The organism is Veillonella ratti, assembly GCF_003992115.1.
GTDB lineage: Bacteria > Bacillota > Negativicutes > Veillonellales > Veillonellaceae > Veillonella_A > Veillonella_A ratti.
This window is the reverse complement of record NZ_RQUX01000009.1, coordinates 12,111-34,356: the sequence shown is the minus strand read 5'-3', so window position 1 is coordinate 34,356 and position 22,246 is coordinate 12,111. Positions and strand designations below refer to the sequence as shown.

The 22,246-nt window shown below is 42.3% G+C and carries 16 protein-coding genes and 1 tRNA gene; all 17 read left to right on the top strand.

Features of this window, described 5'->3' with window-relative positions:
* The first annotated feature begins 14 nt into the window (after positions 1-14).
* Entirely contained in the window at positions 15-2,747 is a 2,733-nt protein-coding gene (gene mutS / locus EO124_RS05335) for a DNA mismatch repair protein MutS (RefSeq protein ID WP_127058664.1), read from the top strand.
* On the top strand, positions 2,747-4,930 hold the full coding sequence (gene mutL, locus EO124_RS05330; protein WP_127058663.1) for a DNA mismatch repair endonuclease MutL: 2,184 nt from the start codon (positions 2,747-2,749) through the stop codon (positions 4,928-4,930). Before mutS ends, mutL begins: the two co-directional genes overlap by 1 nt.
* 136 nt (positions 4,931-5,066) lie before the next feature.
* A complete protein-coding gene (locus tag EO124_RS05325; RefSeq protein ID WP_127058662.1) occupies positions 5,067-5,744 on the top strand; it encodes a class I SAM-dependent methyltransferase in 678 nt (225 codons plus the stop codon).
* Positions 5,745-5,827: 83 nt separating this feature from the next.
* Complete coding sequence (gene miaA, locus EO124_RS05320) at positions 5,828-6,760, top strand: tRNA (adenosine(37)-N6)-dimethylallyltransferase MiaA (RefSeq protein WP_127058661.1); 933 nt, start codon at positions 5,828-5,830, stop codon at positions 6,758-6,760.
* 37 nt (positions 6,761-6,797) lie between these two features.
* The gene (locus EO124_RS05315) at positions 6,798-8,045 is read left to right on the top strand and encodes a methionine gamma-lyase family protein (protein WP_127058660.1); all 1,248 of its coding nucleotides are present in this window, start codon (positions 6,798-6,800) and stop codon (positions 8,043-8,045) included.
* A gap of 339 nt (positions 8,046-8,384) precedes the next feature.
* Positions 8,385-9,446, top strand: a complete 1,062-nt coding sequence (mnmA, locus tag EO124_RS05310; RefSeq protein WP_127058659.1) for a tRNA 2-thiouridine(34) synthase MnmA — start codon at positions 8,385-8,387, stop codon at positions 9,444-9,446.
* Between the two features lie 281 nt (positions 9,447-9,727).
* Complete coding sequence (lepA, locus tag EO124_RS05305; protein WP_021841011.1) at positions 9,728-11,530, top strand: translation elongation factor 4; 1,803 nt, start codon at positions 9,728-9,730, stop codon at positions 11,528-11,530.
* A gap of 94 nt (positions 11,531-11,624) precedes the next feature.
* Positions 11,625-12,803, top strand: coding sequence for a radical SAM family heme chaperone HemW (hemW, locus tag EO124_RS05300; protein WP_127058658.1), 1,179 nt, complete (start codon positions 11,625-11,627; stop codon positions 12,801-12,803).
* A 152-nt stretch (positions 12,804-12,955) separates the two neighbouring features.
* A tRNA-Ala gene (locus tag EO124_RS05295) sits at positions 12,956-13,031 on the top strand.
* Positions 13,032-13,181: 150 nt separating this feature from the next.
* Positions 13,182-13,766, top strand: coding sequence for a hypothetical protein (locus EO124_RS05290; protein ID WP_127058657.1), 585 nt, complete (start codon positions 13,182-13,184; stop codon positions 13,764-13,766).
* Positions 13,767-13,992: 226 nt separating this feature from the next.
* A complete protein-coding gene (locus tag EO124_RS05285; protein ID WP_127058656.1) occupies positions 13,993-14,718 on the top strand; it encodes a hypothetical protein in 726 nt (241 codons plus the stop codon).
* A gap of 252 nt (positions 14,719-14,970) precedes the next feature.
* Entirely contained in the window at positions 14,971-15,594 is a 624-nt protein-coding gene (locus EO124_RS05280; protein WP_127058655.1) for an NAD(P)/FAD-dependent oxidoreductase, read from the top strand.
* Positions 15,595-15,843: 249 nt separating this feature from the next.
* Positions 15,844-17,217, top strand: a complete 1,374-nt coding sequence (locus EO124_RS05275; protein ID WP_241230675.1) for a TrkH family potassium uptake protein — start codon at positions 15,844-15,846, stop codon at positions 17,215-17,217.
* A gap of 64 nt (positions 17,218-17,281) precedes the next feature.
* Positions 17,282-17,932, top strand: a complete 651-nt coding sequence (locus tag EO124_RS05270) for a potassium channel family protein (RefSeq protein ID WP_127058654.1) — start codon at positions 17,282-17,284, stop codon at positions 17,930-17,932.
* A 396-nt stretch (positions 17,933-18,328) separates the two neighbouring features.
* The gene (locus EO124_RS05265) at positions 18,329-20,260 is read left to right on the top strand and encodes an OPT family oligopeptide transporter (protein WP_127058653.1); all 1,932 of its coding nucleotides are present in this window, start codon (positions 18,329-18,331) and stop codon (positions 20,258-20,260) included.
* A gap of 306 nt (positions 20,261-20,566) precedes the next feature.
* A complete protein-coding gene (hrcA, locus tag EO124_RS05260) occupies positions 20,567-21,589 on the top strand; it encodes a heat-inducible transcriptional repressor HrcA (RefSeq protein WP_127058652.1) in 1,023 nt (340 codons plus the stop codon).
* 76 nt (positions 21,590-21,665) lie between these two features.
* On the top strand, positions 21,666-22,205 hold the full coding sequence (gene grpE, locus EO124_RS05255; protein ID WP_438873615.1) for a nucleotide exchange factor GrpE: 540 nt from the start codon (positions 21,666-21,668) through the stop codon (positions 22,203-22,205).
* Positions 22,206-22,246 lie beyond the last annotated feature (41 nt).

The following is a 22,246-nucleotide window of genomic DNA, read 5'->3' as shown; positions in this document are numbered from 1 at the left end:
AAGTGGAGGCGTCTATGAGCAAAAAACAAACGCCCATGATGGATCAGTATTTTTCCATAAAAGATAAATACAAAGAAGAGTTGCTGTTTTTCCGTCTCGGTGACTTTTATGAGCTCTTTTATGACGATGCTCTAACAGCCTCGCGAGAACTCAACATTACCCTTACCGGACGCAACTCCGGCGAAGCGGAGAAAGCGCCCATGTGTGGCGTGCCGTATCATGCAGCGGAAAGCTATATTGAAAAATTAATAAAAAAAGGCTATAAGGTAGCGATTTGCGAGCAGGTGGAAGACCCCAAAGAAGCGAAGGGCATCGTTAAACGCGATGTAATTCGTGTAATTACGCCGGGCACGGTACTTACGGAAAACGGTACGGAAGCGCGTGAAAACAACTTCCTGGCGCTCTTCTATCGCACCGATGAGGCGTTAATTCAGATTTTTTGCGATGTTTCCACCGGTGAAGTGATATGGGATAGAATCAGTCATGGTCAGCGTCAAAGCGCCATTCAGGATGCTTTGTCCATGTATCGTCCTTCGGAAATCGTTACCGTCGGTAGCCTGCCTTTGGGTAAAGAATTACAGGATTTTATCGACGTTCAATTAGACAATGTAGCCTTATCGCCGTTTATGCCGAACTTACCGGTAGCTGATGTGCGCGAGCAGGGCATGATTCACTTTGCCGATGCCGGTTTATTGGAAGAAGATGTATTGGAGGGTTTGGGCTATTTATTGACCTATCTTTCCACCGTAATTAAAACTGACATTTCTCATATCAACTATATCCATCCGCTCCATATCGGCGATCGTATGGTGCTTGATACATCGAGCCTTCGTCATTTGGAAGTAACCCATAATCTTCGTGATGGCGGTGTTAAGGGTACTCTCTTACAGGTATTGGATAAAACCTTGACGCCGATGGGCGCGCGTCTTTTGAAACAATGGGTGGAAAGTCCGCTCATGGATATTCATCATATCGAACGACGTCAGCGTGCCATTACGGAATTGATTGCTAAACCTACGGAACAGGGCCGCTTACGGGAATTGTTAAAACTAATTTTTGACTTTGAACGTATTTTGGCCCGTGTAGAGACCGGCTCCGTATCACCCCGTGATTTCACATCACTTCGTGAATCACTCCGTATTTTGCCTGACTTAGTACATATTGCCGGTGCTTTTGAAAGCACTTTACTGCAAGAAGTGGTGAGTCAGATTGACTGCCATGCCGATGTGTATGACTTATTAAATCGTGCTATTGCCGAGCAACCGGCCCTTACTTTAAAAGACGGTCGCGTTATTCGCGATGGTTTTAATCAGGAATTGGATGATCTTCGCTCTATGGCGACAAATAGTCAGGAATGGCTGCATCGCTTGGAAGAAGAAGCCCGTTCCAAAACCGGTATCCGTCTAAAAACCGGTTACAATAAAGTGTTTGGCTATTATTTTGAAGTATCTCATGCTAATGCAGCTGATGTACCGGATTATTTTATTCGTAAACAAACATTAGCTAATGCGGAACGCTATATCACACCGGAACTTAAAGAGTTTGAAGTTAATATATTAAGCGCTAAGGACAAGATTATTTCCTTAGAGCAAAAACTATATCAAGAACTTCGTGAAGCCGTTAAAGAAGCGGTAAAACCGATTCAGGCAACGGCGAGGGCTTTAGCTAATCTTGATGTTTTATCGGGCTTGGCTCAAGTGGCTTACGAAGAAAATTACATTTGCCCGACTATGACCATGAACGGCCAAATCACAATTCGTGACGGTCGTCATCCGGTTATTGAAAAATATTTGAAACGGGAAGTCTTTGTACCGAATGATGTTACTTTGAACCATAGCGGTGAAGAATTCTTGCTCATTACAGGGCCAAATATGGCCGGTAAATCAACGTATATGCGTCAAGTTGCGGTCCTTATGATTATGGCCCAAATCGGATCTTTTATTCCGGCTCGTGAAGCCGTTATTTCTCCGGTTGATCGTATTTTTACCCGTGTCGGTGCGAGCGATGATATTTCCACCGGTCAAAGTACATTCATGGTGGAAATGAAAGAAGTAGCTTACATTTTGAATAATGCGACGGCAAATAGTTTGCTTATTCTCGACGAAATTGGTCGTGGTACAAGTACTTTTGACGGACTTAGTATTGCCCAGGCTGTAGTGGAATATATTTGTAAACACATTCATGGCAAAACCTTGTTTGCTACCCATTATCACGAGCTTATTTGCTTGGAAGAACAGTATGAAAAGCTTAAAAATTATACGGTAGCCGTTAAAGAAAAGGGGAAAGATGTTGTATTCCTCCGTCGTATTGTACGGGGCGGGGCGGACCGCAGCTACGGTATTCATGTTGCCAAATTGGCAGGTTTGCCAAATTCCGTATTAAAACGAGCAGAAGTTATATTAGCTGCTTTAGAAGGCTCGGCCGTTGAAGAAGCCGCCACATCACGTGGTAACAGAGGAGCTGTGCGGGAAGCTCGCATGAGTACTTCCGGTGGTTCTCAAGAAGCTATGCCGTTAAACGGTACGGGAGCCTTGGTTAATGCCGCTGGCCATAATTCCGACAATGAAAATGGTAAGGGCAATGGAGCTAATGATACAACCTTTGCCATGCCTACTAATGCCAATTTATTCACTACGTCCGTGTTGGATGATTTATTGGCAGTCGACGTAATGAGTTTGACCCCGATTGAAGCACTTAACGTACTCTATAAATTACAGGAAGAGGCCCGTAAGGGAGGTGGCCGTTAATGGCTTTGATTCATGTTCTTGATGAAGTTACAATCAATAAAATAGCGGCCGGTGAAGTAGTAGAAAGGCCGGCTTCGGTTATTAAAGAGTTATTGGAAAACTCCCTTGATGCCGGCGCCACTTCCATTGAAGTCGAAATCGCCAATGGCGGGACGACGTATATGCGTGTTACCGATAACGGTTCAGGCATGACCGAAGAAGATGCGCGCTTGGCGGTTTTACGTCATGCTACCAGCAAGATTCGTTCGGTGGATGATTTATTTGATATTGCGTCCTTAGGCTTTCGTGGTGAAGCCTTGGCCAGTATTGCTTCCGTGTCACATTTCAGTTTAACTACTCGTAAAGTTGATCAGGAATTGGGTACACGCATCCTAATTGATGGCGGTAAATTTACTGATTGTCTGCCTTTTGGGGCGCAACCGGGCACAACCATTGAAGTGCGTGATTTATTTTACAACACACCGGCGCGTCGTAAGTTTTTAAAAACGGAGCGTACGGAAGCGGCTAAGATTCAGGATATTGTCGGTAAATTAGCCCTCAGCAATCCCCATGTGGCCTTCAAATTGATTAATAATGATACAGTGAGTATCGTCGTGCCGGGAAATGGTAATCTTGTGGATACGGTATCCGCTTTATACGGCTATAAAGTTAGTGATGATATTTTTCCCATTGCTTATGAGTCGGAAGGCATTACGATTCATGGTGTAGTAAGTAAGCCGACTTTATTAAAAAGCAGTCGTATTTGGCAGACTGTAGTAGTTAATAATCGCGTTATCGGCGATAAAGCCATTACGAAAGCCATTGACAATGCGTATCATGCGTTGTTGCCAAAGGGCGGCTATCCTTTGGTGTTGCTAACGATTACGGTACCACCGGGCACTGTTGATATTAATGTGCATCCTCGTAAGAGCGAAGTTAAATTCGAAGATGATAAGCCCGTATTTAAAGCCGTGTATCATGCGATTTTGCAAGCTTTGCAAAATCCGATGCAACAGGTAATCGGCCGTGATAATTCCGGCATGGACGGTTTAGGCGGTTTTGTCGGCGGTGATGACAGTATTACTACCGCCGTTAATTATGAAAAAGCCTTTACCAATCATGATTTGGCAAAAATCAATGACATTGATATCACTTCCGACGGTGGTTCGGCCATCAATCTTGAGTTCGATACGGTCGGCTTTAATGATGCCTCAGCCAATCGAAGTAGTACGGGTCAAATAGGTATTGTTAATTCCACCGGTTCGGCAGCTTATCCGTTCGCGGAAGTTTCTCAGCAGGCTCGTGAAAAAACAAATGAATTTGTGAATCGAATTCGCCGGGAAGGTTTTGAAGCGCCAACACGGGCGACCTATGAACAAAGTTCTTGGATTGAGTCGGGCGATTTTAACGATGCTGTTGTGCCAAAAAGCTATACGGAAGAAGATAAAGAGAAATTCCGTCAGTTAGCTTCATCCTTACGGGGAAACGCCGGTTATGGTTCTAATGGTACAATCAGTTATGTTGCTAATGACGCAGTCGGATCGGGTCCCAATGATTCCGGTACAGCAGCCATGGCTTCAGCAACCGATGCTGCGCTTGGCAGTACAGCAAATGGCAATAGTTTCAACGTCAATACGACCGGTCTCTTGCCTTTGGGTCAGGTTGCGGCTTGTTATATTTTGGCAAAGAAAGGCGATAATCTGTACATCATTGACCAACATGCGGCGCATGAACGGATTCGTTATGACCAACTTTGTAAATCCGCTGAAGCTATTCCAATGCAGGAACTTTTGATTCCACAATATATTGAAGCCAATGAGGAAGAGTTAATTATTGCGGAAGAACAAAATAACACCCTTCTTAACTTAGGTTTCCAAGTTGTGCAAGGCGGACCTACCCAGTTAAAAATTGAAGGACTGCCTATCGATTTGGTGGAAAGCAAGGGCGAAGAAATCTTGCGTTATGTTTTTTCATTGTTAAAAGATTATCAGACGCCCACAAAAGCGCAGCTTCGTCATGAAATGCTCGCCTATGCATCGTGCCGGGGTGCCATCAAAGCGGGTCATACCTTGAATACCTATCAGATGTCCGTTTTGATTGAGGAATTATTCCATACGGATAAACCGTATGTTTGCCCACACGGTCGTCCGACGATTATAAAATTTACGCCGGAAGAACTGGGCAAATTATTCTTACGGAGTTAATGATGATTAGTGAAACATTGAATTGTGGAGCCATTGTGACGACGTCGCAAAAAGGTAAAGGTGATTTGATTCCCCGAGCTAAAGGGGCAGCCAAACTGCTTAGGATTCTCCTTATGTAGAGCGGAAGCGCTTGTCCTTGGCTAATTTACAGGCTAATCATAAAGATAAAGATATTTTAATCTTCAGTCAAAAGGGGCCACAGCTTTTCACAGGCGAGGGTAAGGCCCATGAATTCCACCTATCTATGGCACAACTTCGCCTCATCGCTTATGACAGAGGCGAAACAGATCATTTGGTGGAAGCTCTCGGCCCCGAAGCGATCACATCGTTTTTAGATTGTACGGCCGGCCTTGGTAGTGATAGTTTGGTGGTAGCCTATGCTAAACGGTCATGTAAAAAGATGGTAGCCCTTGAAGGTAATCCTTTACTGGCGTATATTACAAATTACGGCTTACGTCATTTCGTCCACGAAAATGACGCTGTAACGGCGGCGTTACGGCGTATTCAAGTTTGCGCCGTGCGATTTGAAACTTTTTTACAAAGAGCCAAAGACAATAGCTTTGATGTTGTCTATTTTGATCCTATGTTTGAAGTGCCCGTTACGGAAAGTCCGCAGTTTTTAAGTCTGCGAGGCCATTTAGTGGAGAGCGTTTTTACCAAAGCAATATTATGCGAAGCGAAACGTGTAGCCAAACAAAGAGTTATTGTAAAAGAACGACCATTCAGTTCGATTTTTCAAACTATGGAGCCTGATGAGCTGTTAGGCGGTAAATATAGCCGCGTAGCTTATGGCGTCTATAAAGTAGAGGGGTAGCCGTGATTCAGTTTATATAATAAAACAGTTTGAATCGTACAAGGTGGCTAACCAATAGTTTTTTTATGGGAAGGAGGTATCGTATGGAACAATTGATTACTATTTTAGGGCCGACGGCTGTGGGCAAAACCGATTTAACTTTGCGACTCGCAAAGAAACTTAATGGAATCGTTATTTCCGACGATGCCTACCAAATTTATAAAGGTCTTGATATCGGTACAGCGAAACCGTCTCGTGAAGAGCTCGAAGCGGTGCCACATCGTTTGATTGATATTCGGTCTGCCGATGAATCTTATAGTGCCGCCGATTTTCAGTTAGAAGCTCGTCGGGAAATTACCAAATCTCATACAGAAGGCCATATGCCGATTCTGTCAGGTGGTACCGGTTTTTATGTACAATCTTTGTTGGAAGGCTTTGATTTTTCAGTAGAAGGACCGAATACAGGCATTCGTGAACGGCTCGATGAATTATGGCAAACAAAGGGCGATGAAGGCCTGTTGGCCTATGCCGAAGAATTAGCCAAAAAAGGCGGTATTGAGCTTCGTTTCACCGATAAACATCGCTTGTTCCGTGCCATTGAATTGATGGAGCAGGGGAACTATGAGGCCTTGACTAATCAGACGAAAGCAGGCTTATCCTTTGAAGGTCCGGTTATTGGTTTGCACCGTAATCGAGAGGAACTGTATGAGCGTATTAATTTACGGGTCAACATCATGGTAGAGCAGGGCCTTTTTGAAGAAGTGGAGCGACTGTTAGCGGCCGGTGTATCGCCTGACTGTCAGGCGTTTAAAGGCATCGGCTATAAAGAAGTGGTGGCATATTTTAACGGTGAATGCACAAAAGACGAAGCCATCGCCGCCATACAGCAAAATACGCGCCGTTTTGCCAAACGTCAAATTACTTGGTATAAACGCATGCCCTATATAGTTTGGATCGATTGTGATAATGGTCGCAGTGGTGATTCGATTTTTGAAGAAGCGATGAGTTTAATTCAAAAATCGGGCATCATAGTATAAGTTGAATTTAATTTTTAAGTTAGGATGTTTTGAGATAATGAATTTAGATAGTATACGGGACGAAGCTTTGCGTATGGCAGAGCCTCAATTTAAACAGTTTGAACCAATTGCCTTGCACAACACCAAGAAAGTGTTGGAAGCTTTTAAAGAATGTCAGCTCAGTGATTATCACTTCAACGGCTCCAGCGGTTACGGTTATAATGACAGTGGTCGTGAAAAATTGGACGAAGTGTTCGCACATGTGTTTAAAGCGGAAAAGGCCTTAGTACGTGCCCATTTCGTGTCAGGTACACATGCTTTGGCAACGACACTAATCGCATTGCTCGGCAGCGGTAAGCAAGGTAAAGAGTTTGTGTATGCTGTAGGCGCCCCGTATGATACGATGCAGTCTGTCATCGGTGTACCGCATCCTGTGCGCAATTCTTTAGTAGAACGGGGCTTTATTTATAAAGAAGTACCGTTAAAAGACAATACCTATGATTTAGACGGTATTGCCGAAGCCGTAACCGAAAATACCCGGGTAGTCGTAATTCAACGTTCTCGCGGTTACAGTACCCGTGAGCCGCTTTCCGTTACGGATATTGAAAAAATCTGTAAGGTTGTAAAAGCAAAGAATCCTAAGACAATTTGTTTCGTAGATAATTGTTATGGCGAGTTTACCGAAATGTCGGAACCGCTCGAACATGGTGCCGATATCATGGCCGGTTCTTTGATTAAAAATGCCGGCGGCGGTATTGCACCGACCGGTGGTTATGTAGCCGGTAAAGAATCGTTGGTTGAAGATGTGGCTTATGAATTGACCGCACCGGGCTTAGGTGACCACATGGGTTCCTATTCGCCGGGCTATCGTTTGTTCTTCCAAGGCTTATTCTTGGCACCTCATGTTGTATTGCAAGCCTTGAAAGGGGCTGTATATACGGCAGCGGTGGGTACACTTCTTGGCTATGAAGTATTTCCTAAAGTAGATTCCCCTCGATTTGACTTAATTCAAGCAATTAATTTGAATAATGCGGATGAAATGGAGCAATTCTGCCGCGGTATGCAGGCTTATTCGCCGGTAGATGCGCATGTGCGCCCCGTACCGGGGGATATGCCGGGCTATACGGATCAAATTATTATGGCCGGCGGTACCTTTGTACAGGGTTCATCCATCGAACTCAGTGCGGACGGTCCGGTTCGTCCACCGTATACTATCTTTATGCAGGGCGGCCTTGTTTTTGAGCATTCCATGCTCGGCATTTTGGGCGCTGCGGAAGAAATCTTAGCTAATCGTAAAGCCGATTAAGCTTTCAGAGCCTGTGAGGGTTATCCCTAAGTTTTAGTATAATTGTAAATTTAAGACGTAAAATAAGGCGTAATATAGGATGTAATGTGATTCTAAAAATCATAAGATTAAGATATCTCTATATATTACGCCTGTTTTATGGTATACTAACTGTTGCTTTAGTATAGTGATACTGCTAATTTTTATAATTGTGAGCTTCGGTTTTTATATGAATTAGCAATCATTTTAAAGCATTTGTGTATTTTATATTTTTATTGTCGGTATATACATATTCGGACTTTCACTCTGTATGATGTATTATTGAGTTTACCAGGTCAAGCGACCACAGAAGGAGAAAGCATGGAAAACGTTGTAGCAGTTGCAATGAGTGGGGGCGTAGATAGCTCCTTAACAGCGTCGATGCTGTTAGAACAAGGGTATAAGGTTTTTGGGATTACCTTGCGTTTATGGGTAAGTGACACGGATCCTGATGATGTGCCACTCGCCGTAACGGACGCTAAGAAAATGTGTGATTTTCTTGGCATTGAGCATCATGTAGTCGATGCTCGAGATGTTTTTTACGATAATGTCGTAGATTATTTTGTTAATGAGTATGCCGCCGGGCGCACACCGAATCCTTGTGTATTCTGTAATAAAAATATAAAATTTGATTTGTTATTAAATCGTGCTCTTGAATTGGGCGCTTCCCATATGGTAACCGGTCATTATGCACAAGTGCGTTATAATGAAGCAACGAAGCTCTATGAACTTCACAAAGGTGCGGATCCGTCCAAGGATCAGAGTTATGTATTGTATACCTTAAATCAGCACATTTTGAGCCATTTGATGTTCCCATTAGGTGCGCAGAAGAAGACCTTGACTCGCGCCATGGCTAATGACCGTGATTTACCGGTAGCGAATAAGCCGGACAGCGAAGATATTTGTTTCTTGCCTAACCATAATTATCAGGGCTTTATTCAGAAACAATTATCTGAACCTGCTAAATCAGGCAATATTGTTCATGAAAATGGTGAGATTTTAGGCCGTCATAACGGTTTATTCAACTATACCATCGGCCAGCGTAAAGGTCTTGGTGTTGCCTATAAATATCCGCTTTACGTAGTTCGTCTTGATGGTGAAAAGAATGAAGTCATTGTAGGACCGGACGAAAGCTTGTTTACAAACCGTATGATTTGTAAACATTACAACTTCTTATCCGGCACGATTCCTCAAGAATTACATGCATCCGGTAAGATTCGCTATGCAGCTGAACCTTCGCCATGTGTAGCCCGTATTCTTGATGATGAAACAATGGAAGTTATTTTTGAAAAGCCGCAACGCGCAATTACACCGGGCCAATCGGTAGCTTTCTACGAAGGTACCCAATTACTTGGCGGCGGTGTTATTGAAACTGTTTGCTAGTTTAAGCTAAAGCGGGAACTTAAGAAGCTGATAACTAGTCAAAAAGCCTGTAACCGAGAGGGGTTACAGGCTTTCTCATTGCACTAATAGACGATATGCCATAGTAATGTTATAATATTATGATAGATTATATTATATGTATATAGTAAGCACACTTAAACTAGAATTATTCAATAATTTTAGTTCTTTTATATTGGTTTAGATTTATTGATTGCTCAACCGTTGCTCATCCTAAATTATTGAGAATGACGTGGTTAAGCTAACTATGAGGAGAATGGAACATGGTAACTGAACATATTCGCAATTTCTGCATTATTGCCCATATAGACCACGGGAAATCCACCTTGGCTGACCGTTTAATAGAAGCAACGGGAACGCTCACAAAGCGTGAAATGGAAGCTCAGGTGCTTGACTCCATGGACTTGGAAAGAGAACGTGGGATTACAATCAAAGCGCAATCCGTTCGTTTACTGCATACGGCTAAAGACGGTAAACAATATACCTTAAACTTGATTGATACTCCGGGGCACGTAGACTTCAGTTATGAAGTATCCCGTTCCTTGGCTGCTTGTGAAGGTGCCTTGCTCGTTGTGGATGCCGCGCAAGGCGTAGAAGCGCAAACCTTGGCCAATGTTTATTTAGCATTGGAACATGATTTAGAAATTATTCCGGTTATTAACAAAATCGACTTACCGAGTGCGGACGTGGATCGAGTAAAAAAAGAAATTGAAGATATTATCGGGCTCGATGCATCCGATGCTATTTTGGCCAGCGCGAAATCGGGCATCGGCATTCAGGATATTTTGGAAGCCATCGTAGAACGCATTCCGGCGCCTGAAGATAAATCCGATCAGCCGACACGGGCTCTTATTTTTGACTCCCGCTTTGACTCCTACAAAGGTGCCATTGCCTATGTACGCGTTAAAGAAGGTTCTCTTAAAAAACGTGATATTATCCGCATGATGCACGATCAAAAAGACTTTGAAGTGACTGAACTCGGTGTTTTCACACCGAACTTGTTACCTGTGGATGAGTTAACTTGTGGCAGCGTAGGTTGCGTGGCCGCGAGCATTAAGAATGTAGGCGATTGTCATGTTGGGGATACTATTACCAAGGCTGACGATCCGGCGGCAGAACCGTTACCGGGTTATCGTAAAGCGGTATCCATGGTGTATTGCGGTCTCTATCCGACTGACAGTAAAGATTACGACAATCTTCGTGATGCTCTTGAAAAGCTTAATCTTAACGATGCGGCCCTCGAATACGAGCCGGAAACATCTATTGCTTTGGGCTTCGGTTTCCGTTGCGGCTTCCTCGGCCTCTTGCACATGGACGTTATTCAAGAACGCTTAGAACGTGAATACAATTTAACGTTAATTACGACGGCACCGAGTGTAAACTACAAAGTGCATAAAACGAACGGTGAGATTTTAGAAATCGACAATCCGTCCAAATTGCCGCCACCTACAGAAATTGACTTTATCGAAGAACCGTATGTCAAGGCTACGACCATCGTGCCTAAGGACTTCGTCGGGGCTATTATGGAACTGTCCCAGGATAAACGCGGTGAATATCAGTCTATGGAATATTTGGATGAAACTCGTGTTTCCATTGTGTATCACTTGCCATTGGGCGAAATTATTTACGATTACTTCGATAAGTTGAAATCGGCTACTAAGGGTTATGCATCCTTAGACTATGAACTCATCGGTTATCAGGCATCGCCGATGGTTAAAATGGATATTCTCTTGAATGGTGAACCGGTGGATGCGTTGAGCATCATTGTTCATAAGGATAGAGCAGCCACTCGCGGTCGTGCGTTGGCTGAAAAGCTTAAAGAATTAATTCCGCGTCAAATGTTTGAAATTCCGATTCAGGCAGCTGTCGGTAATAAAATCGTCGCCCGTGAAACGGTTAAAGCATGGCGTAAGGATGTTTTGGCTAAATGTTACGGCGGTGACATCAGTCGTAAACGCAAATTGTTGGAAAAACAAAAAGAAGGTAAGAAGCGCATGAAGGCGGTAGGTAGCGTAGAAATCCCGCAAGAAGCGTTTATGGCCATTCTTAAAGTTGATGACAAGTAATTAATTAGACCGATTCCTAAATAGTCTTAATGGCTTAATTTGATTGCATTTAATTCAGATAAAGATTTTTCAAAAAAGATAAAGGAGATTGTGTATGGATTCCTCATTCACACCCTCTTTTGCGACGACTCGGGATATGGGGGTGTACCTTCATATCCCGTTTTGTCGTAAAAAATGTTCCTACTGTGACTTTGCCTCCTATGAAGGCTTAGAGGCGTATTATGACGACTATGTTGAGGCCTTGTGCGATGAAATTAAACTGTGGGCTTCGACATATCCGGAAAGTGCCAAGATACCTGTGAATACCATTTACTTCGGTGGTGGAACGCCTACACAGTTATCACTCAGTCAGTTGGAACAGATTTTAAATACCCTATATACCTATTATCCTTGTGATTCGGTGCGCGAATTATCCATGGAAGCCAATCCCGGTGAGATCGACATTGCATATTTAAAAGGACTGAAATCTTTGGGCGTTACTCGCCTTAGCTACGGCGTACAAACTTTTGATGATGATTTGTTGCAGCTGCTGAGACGTGGTCATAATTCTCATATGGCCAAACAAGCGATTACCGATGCACTGTCGGTAGGTTTTCAGTCGGTAAGCGGTGATTTGATTTATGCCTTGCCGGGACAGACGTTAAAAGACATAAAGACCAATGTAGCAACATTACTTAATTTAGGTGTCAGTCATATATCTATTTACGGCTTACAGCTCGAAGAGGGGACCAATCTTCATAAACAGGTGGAACTTGGTCAGCTTGATTTGCCATCGGATGATGAAAATGAAGCTATGTACGATTGTATGCTTGATGAATTGAAGGCTCATGGCTTCGAACGGTATGAAATTTCCAATTTTACCAATAACGGTTCCTATAGCTATCATAATCTACGCTATTGGCAGTATAAAGAGTACTTGGCTTTTGGTGCCGGTGCCTATTCTTTTTATAGAGATATGCGTCGCAATAATGAGCCTTATGTGGTGCCTTATATTAATCGGCTGCGCCAGAATTTATTGCCCATTGTATTTGAAGAGACTATTAGTGAAAACCGTGCCGTTGAGGACTTTTGCTTCTTAGCATTGCGGACCAAGTGGGGTCTTTCTGAAAAAGCCTTTAAGGAGCGATTTAATGAGTCCGTTCAGGATATTTTCGGTGATGAAATAGAGCACTTAATAAAGCAAGGGTTATTGGTAGCAACCGCAGAAGGTTGGCGACTCACGCGTGACGGCGCTAAACACGGTAATTATGTGTTCAGTCAATTTATACGCTAAGTAAAAGGTGTAAAGACTCTTAGAAGTTTTAGTAAACTCAAGACTTTTAAGAGTCTTACATTCAGTATATGATTCTTAAATTGCAATATGAAATTTAAAATTTATATTGACAAACAGGTGAGTGTTTTAGTATTATGTTATCTGTAATGCACGGGGGTATAGCTCAGCTGGGAGAGCGCTTGAATGGCATTCAAGAGGTCAGCGGTTCGATCCCGCTTATCTCCACCACATGGAAACCGCACAGAGGTGCGGTTTTTTTATTTTCAGCTTTCAATTGCAGTTCAGATATTATTAAATTATTGATTAATATGATAAAATAATGAAAATGGTTTTATATCATTATTTTTTATATTATTGCTTGAGCTGGGAGGTTGGATAATGAAAAAGTTAGTGTTAATGTTAGTAGTTTTAGTGTTTGGCATTATTGTGGGTGGCTGTAGTAATTCGATCGATAGTTTAATCGGTGGCGACAAGAACGCGAATGTATTTACCGATCAAGGCTTAGCCAATAAAATGATGGATGATCTTAAAAACAAACCTGAACTTAAGGGCCATAATTTGAGAGCTATGGACGATATTTATTTCATGTATCACAAGGAAACAGGAATGACGGCCAGGATTGATGTCTTAAAACCGGGCACAGCCAATCAGGTTGTCCGATATGATTATAAGGACGGAAAATGGTCTGATGCAAAACCACTCGAATTAATCGGTCCGGGAAAACTAGATGAAAATTTAGGCGATTTAAACAGTATTGATTTTAATAAAGTGACTGATATCTATAAAGTCGCCGAAGAAAAAGCTAAGAGCATTGAAGGCGGCAAAGTAGAAGAAGTTATATGGTACGATTATCGTATTAATCGAGGCGTTTTTGAAGCCACTATAAAAATAAACGGCGCCAAGGAAAGATATGCATTAAGGTTTGATGCGCAAGGAAATTTTATAAAGGAAATTAAAGAGTAAATTGTGGAGAGTAGTAGCCTCAGAGCTGCTACTCTTTTTTATAATATAATGGTTAAGGCGCGCATAATGGAGAGAAACAAATAATTAAATCATTAGAGTCGTTGCCGTAACTGACTTATTTGTAGTTTTCATTGGGAATCCAACTTAACTTGTCATAGATATACATTCGTGGTATGCTTTTACTGTTATTAAATATGTTAAACTTATAAAATAAGGAAGATTAAATATGAAAGATTATGTAAATTTTGGCTGGCGAGCCTGCTTTGCCGGCATTATTTTTGATTTGTTAAGTTTATGTGCCGTATTCTTAGTGAGTAAAGGTATTTACGGATATGTAACGGGTGACAGATTCTACCTCGTTTCCGGTGTTGTATTGTTTGCGGTAATTACTATTGCAGGGCTCTTATGCCGCAATTTATATACTAAAGGACTGACAAAACGTTTTCCCGACACCAATGTATCAAACAGTGCCTTTCTTTTTATTTTGTATGGGGTAGCCTTGACGATAGCTATTGTGTTGGGGATTATAGCTATGCTCATTATGGTTCTTTTGATGCAGGAAATGCAGTCGGGGCAGTTGGCAGACACCTATAACGGTATTAATATTTATGTTCTTTATATGGGGGCTTCCGCAGCCACATATTTTTATTTTCTTCTTTATACAACAGCCAGCGTAGAATACGTGTGGCGCCGCTTTTTACAAAAAAATCTTGCCTTATTGCAAACGGAATCAGCTAAAGATACGGTGGATGCTACCGATGTAGTAACAGCCATTATTGAAGCCGGTGAGTCAGGTTTAGATAACAGTGGTCTAAAGAAACTGGGCGATGTGGATGATTTTAAAGAAAAGGTCCAAAGCGCCACCGGTAAAACGGTTTATAACGCTGATTCCGATGTACATACTGCAGATGACAAAGCCATGGAAGTGGAAGGCTCTAAGAGCTCGATTTAATGCTTTTTTACGACTTAATCCCGGTTTAATTGAACCGGGATTTTTTTTAAAATTTTTAGCTAGTTTAATCATAACTTTTAGTTATTTTGTGATATATGTCACAACTCGATAAAATAATAATATGATACAAATATAATAGTGAATTATAGGTAACGGCATATGATGTAAGGCGTGCCGATATGGTATCCGTTTGTATCGAATCGAGGTACAACAATATACGTTTATTGTTAATCAAATGACTAAGGAGTACACATGAAAACATCCGTTATTTTACATTCTTTATTCAGTGAGTTTTCACGCGACCAATTACATGCCATTATTGATTTGGCTGATAAATATAAGGGAAATTTCCGGATCGTAGCTACGGGTATTCAGATTTATGACATTACCAAGGAAGACAAGGCAGCTATTTTAGAACAATTGCCGGAAGGGGTGCAGCAGGTTAAGCATGCGGCGGTTAATTCGGTGACGGCTTGTCGTGGTACGGACGGTTGTTCCCACGCCTTTATGCAGACGATTCCGGTAGCTAAATATATTGATGAACATCATTTCGGTGAAGATATGCCTAATAAACTTCGTATCGGCATCAGCGGTTGCCCTCGTTGCTGCGCCGAACCGATGATTAAGGATATCGGATTATACGGTTTGCCGGATGGCTATGTGCTGGTGGCCGGCGGTAAAAGCGGTAATCGACCTAAAGGCGGCGAAGTTTTGGCCAAAAAACTAACGCCTGAAGAAGCACAAGACAAAATCGAGTTTTTATTACAGTGGTACAAAGATAATGCCATGCCGAAAGAAAAATTTGATCATATGTTGGCTCGCTTAGGCAATCCCTTTGAAAACGCCGAAGTTGCGCCGCAGGCAGATGCTGAATAAAACTAAACCGGCCTTTGAAATACACTTGATTTAAATTTATATAGCAATAAATTTATGAACTCTTTTAAGGTGGAATTATGATTTCCCTTAAAAGAGTTTTCCTTTTAATAAGACGATTGATGTATAATATGGATATGAAAAATAGCGTTTTTGGCTATTGGTGTTTTACATGCATTGAGACGACTATATAGTGATATTATGGGGTTAAGGCAGAGTATCAATCTACATAGCCGGTGATTCGAGGAAATTATGATATTAGGACCGAATTTTACACATCGTCCACTGACGTGGCGAGAAAAATTCAGAAATGCTTTAATGACCAATCCGCAGCGTTTATTGGCATTAAGCTTTGCTCTACTCATGTTGTTTGGCGGTTTTTTACTGACTATGCCGTGGGCCACCCTTGACGGTAGCCGTACACCGTTTATTGATGCTCTTTTTGTGGCCGTATCCTGCGTGTCTGTAACAGGACTTACGACGGTAGATACGTTTCACCATTGGAGCATCTTTGGTCAAACTATTATGATTTTATTAATTCAGATCGGCGGTTTGGGGACGATGACCTTTACCACCTTTATTTTCATCGTCTTAAGGCGCCGCGTTGGTTTGGAAAATAAATTATTACTTCAAGAAGATATTGGGCAAGATAATATTTCGGTACAAACCGTGCTTAAACAAATTGCCATTCTCACATTTGGCTTTGAATTTATCGGCGGGGTAGCCTACACGTTAGATTTATATCCTTATTTAGGGTATAGCGCTATATATTACGGATTTTACCAGGCTATTTCTACATTTTGTAACGCCGGCTTTGTGTTTTTTGACAACGATCTACCTTATAAAATGGTGGGTGATTGGGGCTTTACGCTGACCACTTGCAGCCTTATCCTTATTGGTGGCTTTGGTTACATGGCGTCCTTCGATATTTGGAACAATCGCAAACGGGGCTTCGCTCAATTAACATTGCATACGAAAGTGATGCTCGTCGGTGAATTGATTCTCGTTGTAGCCGGTACACTCAGTATTCTTGGCTTGGAATGGACGCAAACATTAGCCGGTTTACCGTTCACAACCAAAATTCAAGGCGCTTTGTTTCAAGCCATAACGCCGCGCACGGCCGGTATTCCGACGTTGAATTACGCAGATTTACATCCTATTACAGTTTTTATTACGGTGGTACTCATGTTTATCGGGGCCGGCCCAAACTCGACCGGTGGCGGTATTAAAATCAGTACCATGGCTGTATTATGGGCCACGTCACGTTCGTTGTTCACAAATACACGACGTGTCGAAATCTTTGAGCGCAGCTTAAGCCAGAGTGTTATTTATAAGGCCGTAGGCATTGTATTCTTTTCATCCATGCTCGTTGTGCTGGCTACTTTCGTATTGGCCGGTGTTGAGACGTTTCCGTTTTTAGATTTACTGTTTGAGGTAACGTCCGCTTTTGCTACGGTGGGACTTACCATCGGGATAACACCGGAGCTCTCAACGGTGAGCAAGCTAACCTTAATCCTGGTAATGTATACGGGACGTATCGGTGTGCTCACGTTGATTGGCGCCTTTTTCTTAAAACGTCGTGCTACGACTACGGCATACTATCCGGAAGATAATGTGTTGCTATAGTTTAACTAGTTCTTGTTGATGACAGGTGTAGCCTTTTATTTTTTCATAAAACAGAGGTAATAATATGAAGCGTAAAACAATCGGTATAATAGGTCTTGGCCGTTTTGGCGGCACGTTGGCAAAACAGGTAGCGGCTCTGGGACATGAAGTAGTAGGTATTGATATTGAAGAGGGGTTAGTACAAAAACTGGCGCCTTATTTGACACACAGTATTGTAGCCGATTTCAGTGATGAAGATACGATTCGTCAATTAAATTTGCAGGAATTGGATGTAGTTGTTATTGCCATTGGGGATAATTTAAAAGCTAAATTATTATCCGCCATGGTACTCAAGGAATTACATGCGCCGTACATTGTGGCGAAAGCATCTACCGAAATGGAAAGTAAATTACTCGAGAAGGTAGGGGCCGATTTGATTATTTTTCCGGAAATGGATATGGCCGAACGCGTGGCTCAAATGCTGACTCGTGAAAATATTGTGGATTATTTTCAGTTATCTCAGGATATTGGCCTCGTGGAAATGGGGATTCCTTCGTTCATGATTGGTCACACTTTGACTGAATTGGATATTCGTAAGAAATATAATGTAAATATTGTGGCTGTAAAACGTGATAAAAATGTCATTGCGCCGCCAAACCCGAATAATCCGTTACAAGATGAGGATATGTTGATTGTTATCGGTCGTAATGAAGATATTACTAAGCTTAGTCAATAATTTTTGTGGTTATTTTGACAGGTATTTGAAGTATATCTCATTTTCTCAAAAATAAACTGAAAATGAGATATGACTAAAGTTAGTAATGCAGTCTTTTTGGAGGGGCAATATACTGATTATGCATGCTATGTACACTACTCGTTGACAAAGAGTAACATTAAACATATAATTCAAGTAGAGAAAAAAGGGGCATCCACGGTGTGGAGAGCCCCTTTAGTTGTGTAATAGTGAAAGAGAAAAGTTTTTGTGTAGTGGACTAAACGAGAAGTAGTTCGGAGCAGGTGGGATTCTTGGTTGATTGTAGGCAGCTAACGAAATTTCCTTAGGTAAATCTTTTAATTATCTTTAATTTTTTACTTTTGTATTTCTGTTTTATTTATCTAAGGAGATGATTTTATGGCATCAAATGAGCATCACAATGAGGTTCGTCCGATTATGGATCCAACCAAAAATTATGAGGAAATTAACAGTTATGTTATTTTCTGGGGGCTCTTCTTTGCCGCGTTATTTGCCTTGGCCGTTGGTTATTTATGCTTAAAAATCGGCCAGACCGTAGATGCGTTTGCACCGGTATCTATTTTATCCATGGGGATGGCGGTTTTATTCAAACGTAAAAATGCTTTCCCGGAAACCGTTCACATTCAGGCCATTGCCAGCTCCGGTACTAACGTACTGGCAGGGGTAATGTTCATTTTACCGGCTCTTTTTATTCTTGATATTCATACTGTATCGGTTTCCCAAATGATCGTGCCTATCGTATTAGGCGGTTTATTGGGGGTATTCCTTTGCGTATTCTTCCGTCAGTATTTCTGTGAAGAAATGCATCATGCGTATCCATTCCCAAGTGGTCGTGCCGCTGCCGAAGTATTGAGCAGTAATGATGGCGGTAAGGCTAAACTCATGGCGCTTAGCGGTTTATTGGGCTTAGGCTATGATTTCGTATTAAACTCCCTTGGTTGGTGGCGTGAAGTTTTCTCCACTACCACATTCCGTTGGGGCCAAGTATTCCAGCAGAACAGTAAAATGCACTTATCCTTAGACAGTGACATTGCTTTATTAGGTTTAGGTTATTTTACCGGTATTCGTTATGGTTCTATTATTGCCGCCGGCTCCTTCTTTGCCTGGTTCGTAATGGTTCCATTATTCTTCTTCATTGGTGGCGATCACATCATGATGGTAGGGGGCAAAGAAATCTTACTTGCCGATGCTTCTACCGGTGATGTATTTAAGACATATGTGCGCCATATCGGTATCGGTATGCTCGCCATGGCCGGTGTTATCGGCTTATTGACCATGTCCAATGTAGTAAGTAAAATTATGAAACGCGCTATCGTTGATATGTTCAGCCGTGGTAAAACTACGACAGTTAACGTATTGCGTACGCAGATTGATTTGCCTTCTTCCGTATTGGGCTTAGGTATCGTATTAACAACAGTTTTATTCTCTATTTTCTTCCATATTTATTATGCTGATACATTCCTACAAACAGTGTTGGCATTCTTTATCGTTTTGATTTTATCCTTCTTATTGTCTGTAGTAGGTATCAGTTCCATCGCCTTTACCGGTAATGAACCGGTATCGGGCATGACAATTTTCATGATTTTAATTAGTGCCGTTATCATGACCAGTGTTGGTATGGGCGGTACAACCGGTATCATTGCTATCTTAATGATGGCTGCGTTCTTGGCAACCACCATCGGTGTAGCGGGTAACTTCATGTCCGAATTGAAAGTTGCACACCTAACCGGTGCTACCCCTGCCAAAATGCAATTATGGCAATTAGTCGGCGTTGTAATCGCCGGTATTGTATGCGTAGGCGTTTTAATCTTGCTCAATAATGCATACGGTTTCGTAGGCGACGGTGCTTTAAATGCGCCACAAGCCAATGCTATGGCTGCTATTGTTGAACCGTTGATGACCGGCGGCAGTGCTCAATGGGAATTATATATTCTCGGCGCTATTTTCGCCGTATTGCTTTGGATGATTGGTGTTCCGCCATTGGCTTTTGCCCTCGGCGCATACTTACCAATGGAAATCAACACGCCAATCTTAGTGGGCGGTTTCATTTCTTATTTGGTTAAACGCAGCAGCAAAGATGAAGCTGAAAGTGAAGCACGTGTAGCTGAAGGCGGTACCGTAGCTTCCGGTTTCGTAGCCGGTGGTGCCATCGGTTCCTTAATCAGTGCGGTTCTTAAAATTGCCGGTGTTGACTGGTTCTTGGATGCGTGGGAAAAAACTCCGGAAGCAACATACCTCGGTATTGTGATTTATCTCGCTTTGTGTGTAATGATTTATAAAATTGCTACCCGTAAACGCGCTGCCAATTAATTACGGCGATGTAGCGGTTGATGAGTCATCGTAAACGAGTAGCTAACTAATTGCTACCGATGTGAACGGTGATGAGTCATTTTGTAAAATGACCGGAGATTTATAAGTTAATTTAAAAAGTTTTACATAAGGGCTTTTAAAGGTCAATGATCTTTAAAGGCCCTTTGATTTTTTGACTAAACAGTAAATAAGCGAGTTTTTACGAAATCTGTATGAAATATTTGCTTGACATTTTGACGTTTTATGATAACATTATAGCTGTGATTAGCACTCGATGTTAATGAGTGCTAACAATGAGGTGTGAATATGGATGAACGTAAACAGCGCATCTTACACGCTATCATACAGGACTACATAAAGTCGGCTGAACCGGTAGGTTCGAGGACTCTGGCTAAGAATTATAATTTGGGCGTCAGCCCGGCCACGGTCCGCAATGAAATGGCCGATTTGGAAGACCTGGGCTTTTTGGAACAACCGCATACATCAGCGGGTCGTATTCCATCAGCCAAGGGCTACCGCTTTTATGTAGACGCTATGTTGCATTCGAACGGCACAGAGCGCGAAGATGCAGAAAAAATCAATAAAATATGGCAAGACAAACCGGCTAACTTTGAAGATTTCTTCTTAAATGTAGCCAAACTGATTTCACAAATCAGCCATAACATGAGTTTATTCCTGGCGCCGGCTCATGACACGTCGGTGTTGAAATTTATTCATGTGTTACCGATTGGTGAAAACAGAGCTATCATGGTTGTTGTAACCGACCAAGGTGCTTTGGATAACGAGCCGATGTATTTCAAAGAGGCTGTAGCCGATGATGTTTTGGCAAGTATGGCTATTCGCATGACAAATGCGTTAAAAGACGTGCGCTTGTCAAGCATGACCTTACAGAACTTGGAGGCTACGGTTCAGCTTATTGAAGGGCCACGAGCGGTATTACTTATACTGGCAGAGGCCTTGTATCGCGCCATTGCCAAACGTAAGTTGTTCTACTCAGTTGGTACAACCGAGCTGTTAGAGCAACCGGAATTCAAGGACATCAAGAAGGTTCAACCGATTCTGTCGATGTTGGAAGAACAAGATCAACTGAATCAGCTCTTGGCGGCGTCTAAGAAGAACGGTATCGGCATTACCATCGGCAGTGAAAATCAGGCGGAACCGCTTAAAGATTTAAGCGTTATTCAAGCTGATTTCGGTGATAAGGATGAGCGTATCGGTACGTTGGCTATATTAGGACCTACTCGTATGGAGTATGGCCGAATCATTGGTATTTTATCGTATATGCAAGATTTTATGCGTGCATTAGCGGAAAATAAAAATAGAAAGTAATGAGGTGATACTCACGATGGGAGCAGACGAGATGAAACAGACTGAAGACTTTACACAGGAAACAGTAACTGATGAAATGAACGTTGCCGGCGAACCTGACGTGATGGTAGAAAGCGCTGAAGACGTAGCTGCTACTGAAGCAAAAGCGGCAGGTGAGACAGTAACAGCCGAAGCTGATGCCGTGAAAGAAGCATTGGCGGAAGCGGAAAAAAGATTTGTTCGTTTGCAAGCCGACTTTGATAATTTCAAGCGACGCACGTTGCAGGAAAAAGATCAATTGGCAGGTTTTGTAAAAGCGGATGTAATGAAAGATTTATTCTCCGTGTTGGATAATTTTGAACGTGCTTTACAGGCACCGACTAATGCCGAAACAAAAGCATTCCTTGACGGTTTTGTAATGATTCATCAAAACTTGATGGCCATGCTTAGCAAACACGGCTTAGCGGTAATTGATGCTGTAGGCAAACCGTTCGATCCGAATTATCATCAAGCAATCATGCGTGTGCCGTCTGATGAATATGAAGACGACACAGTTTGCGAAGTATTGCAAACCGGTTATACCGTAGATGGTAAAACGGTGCGTCCGGCCATGGTTAAAGTAGTACATAATGATTAATTTCGCCTAAGGCGTGCGATAGCGGACGCATTCCAAGTGAG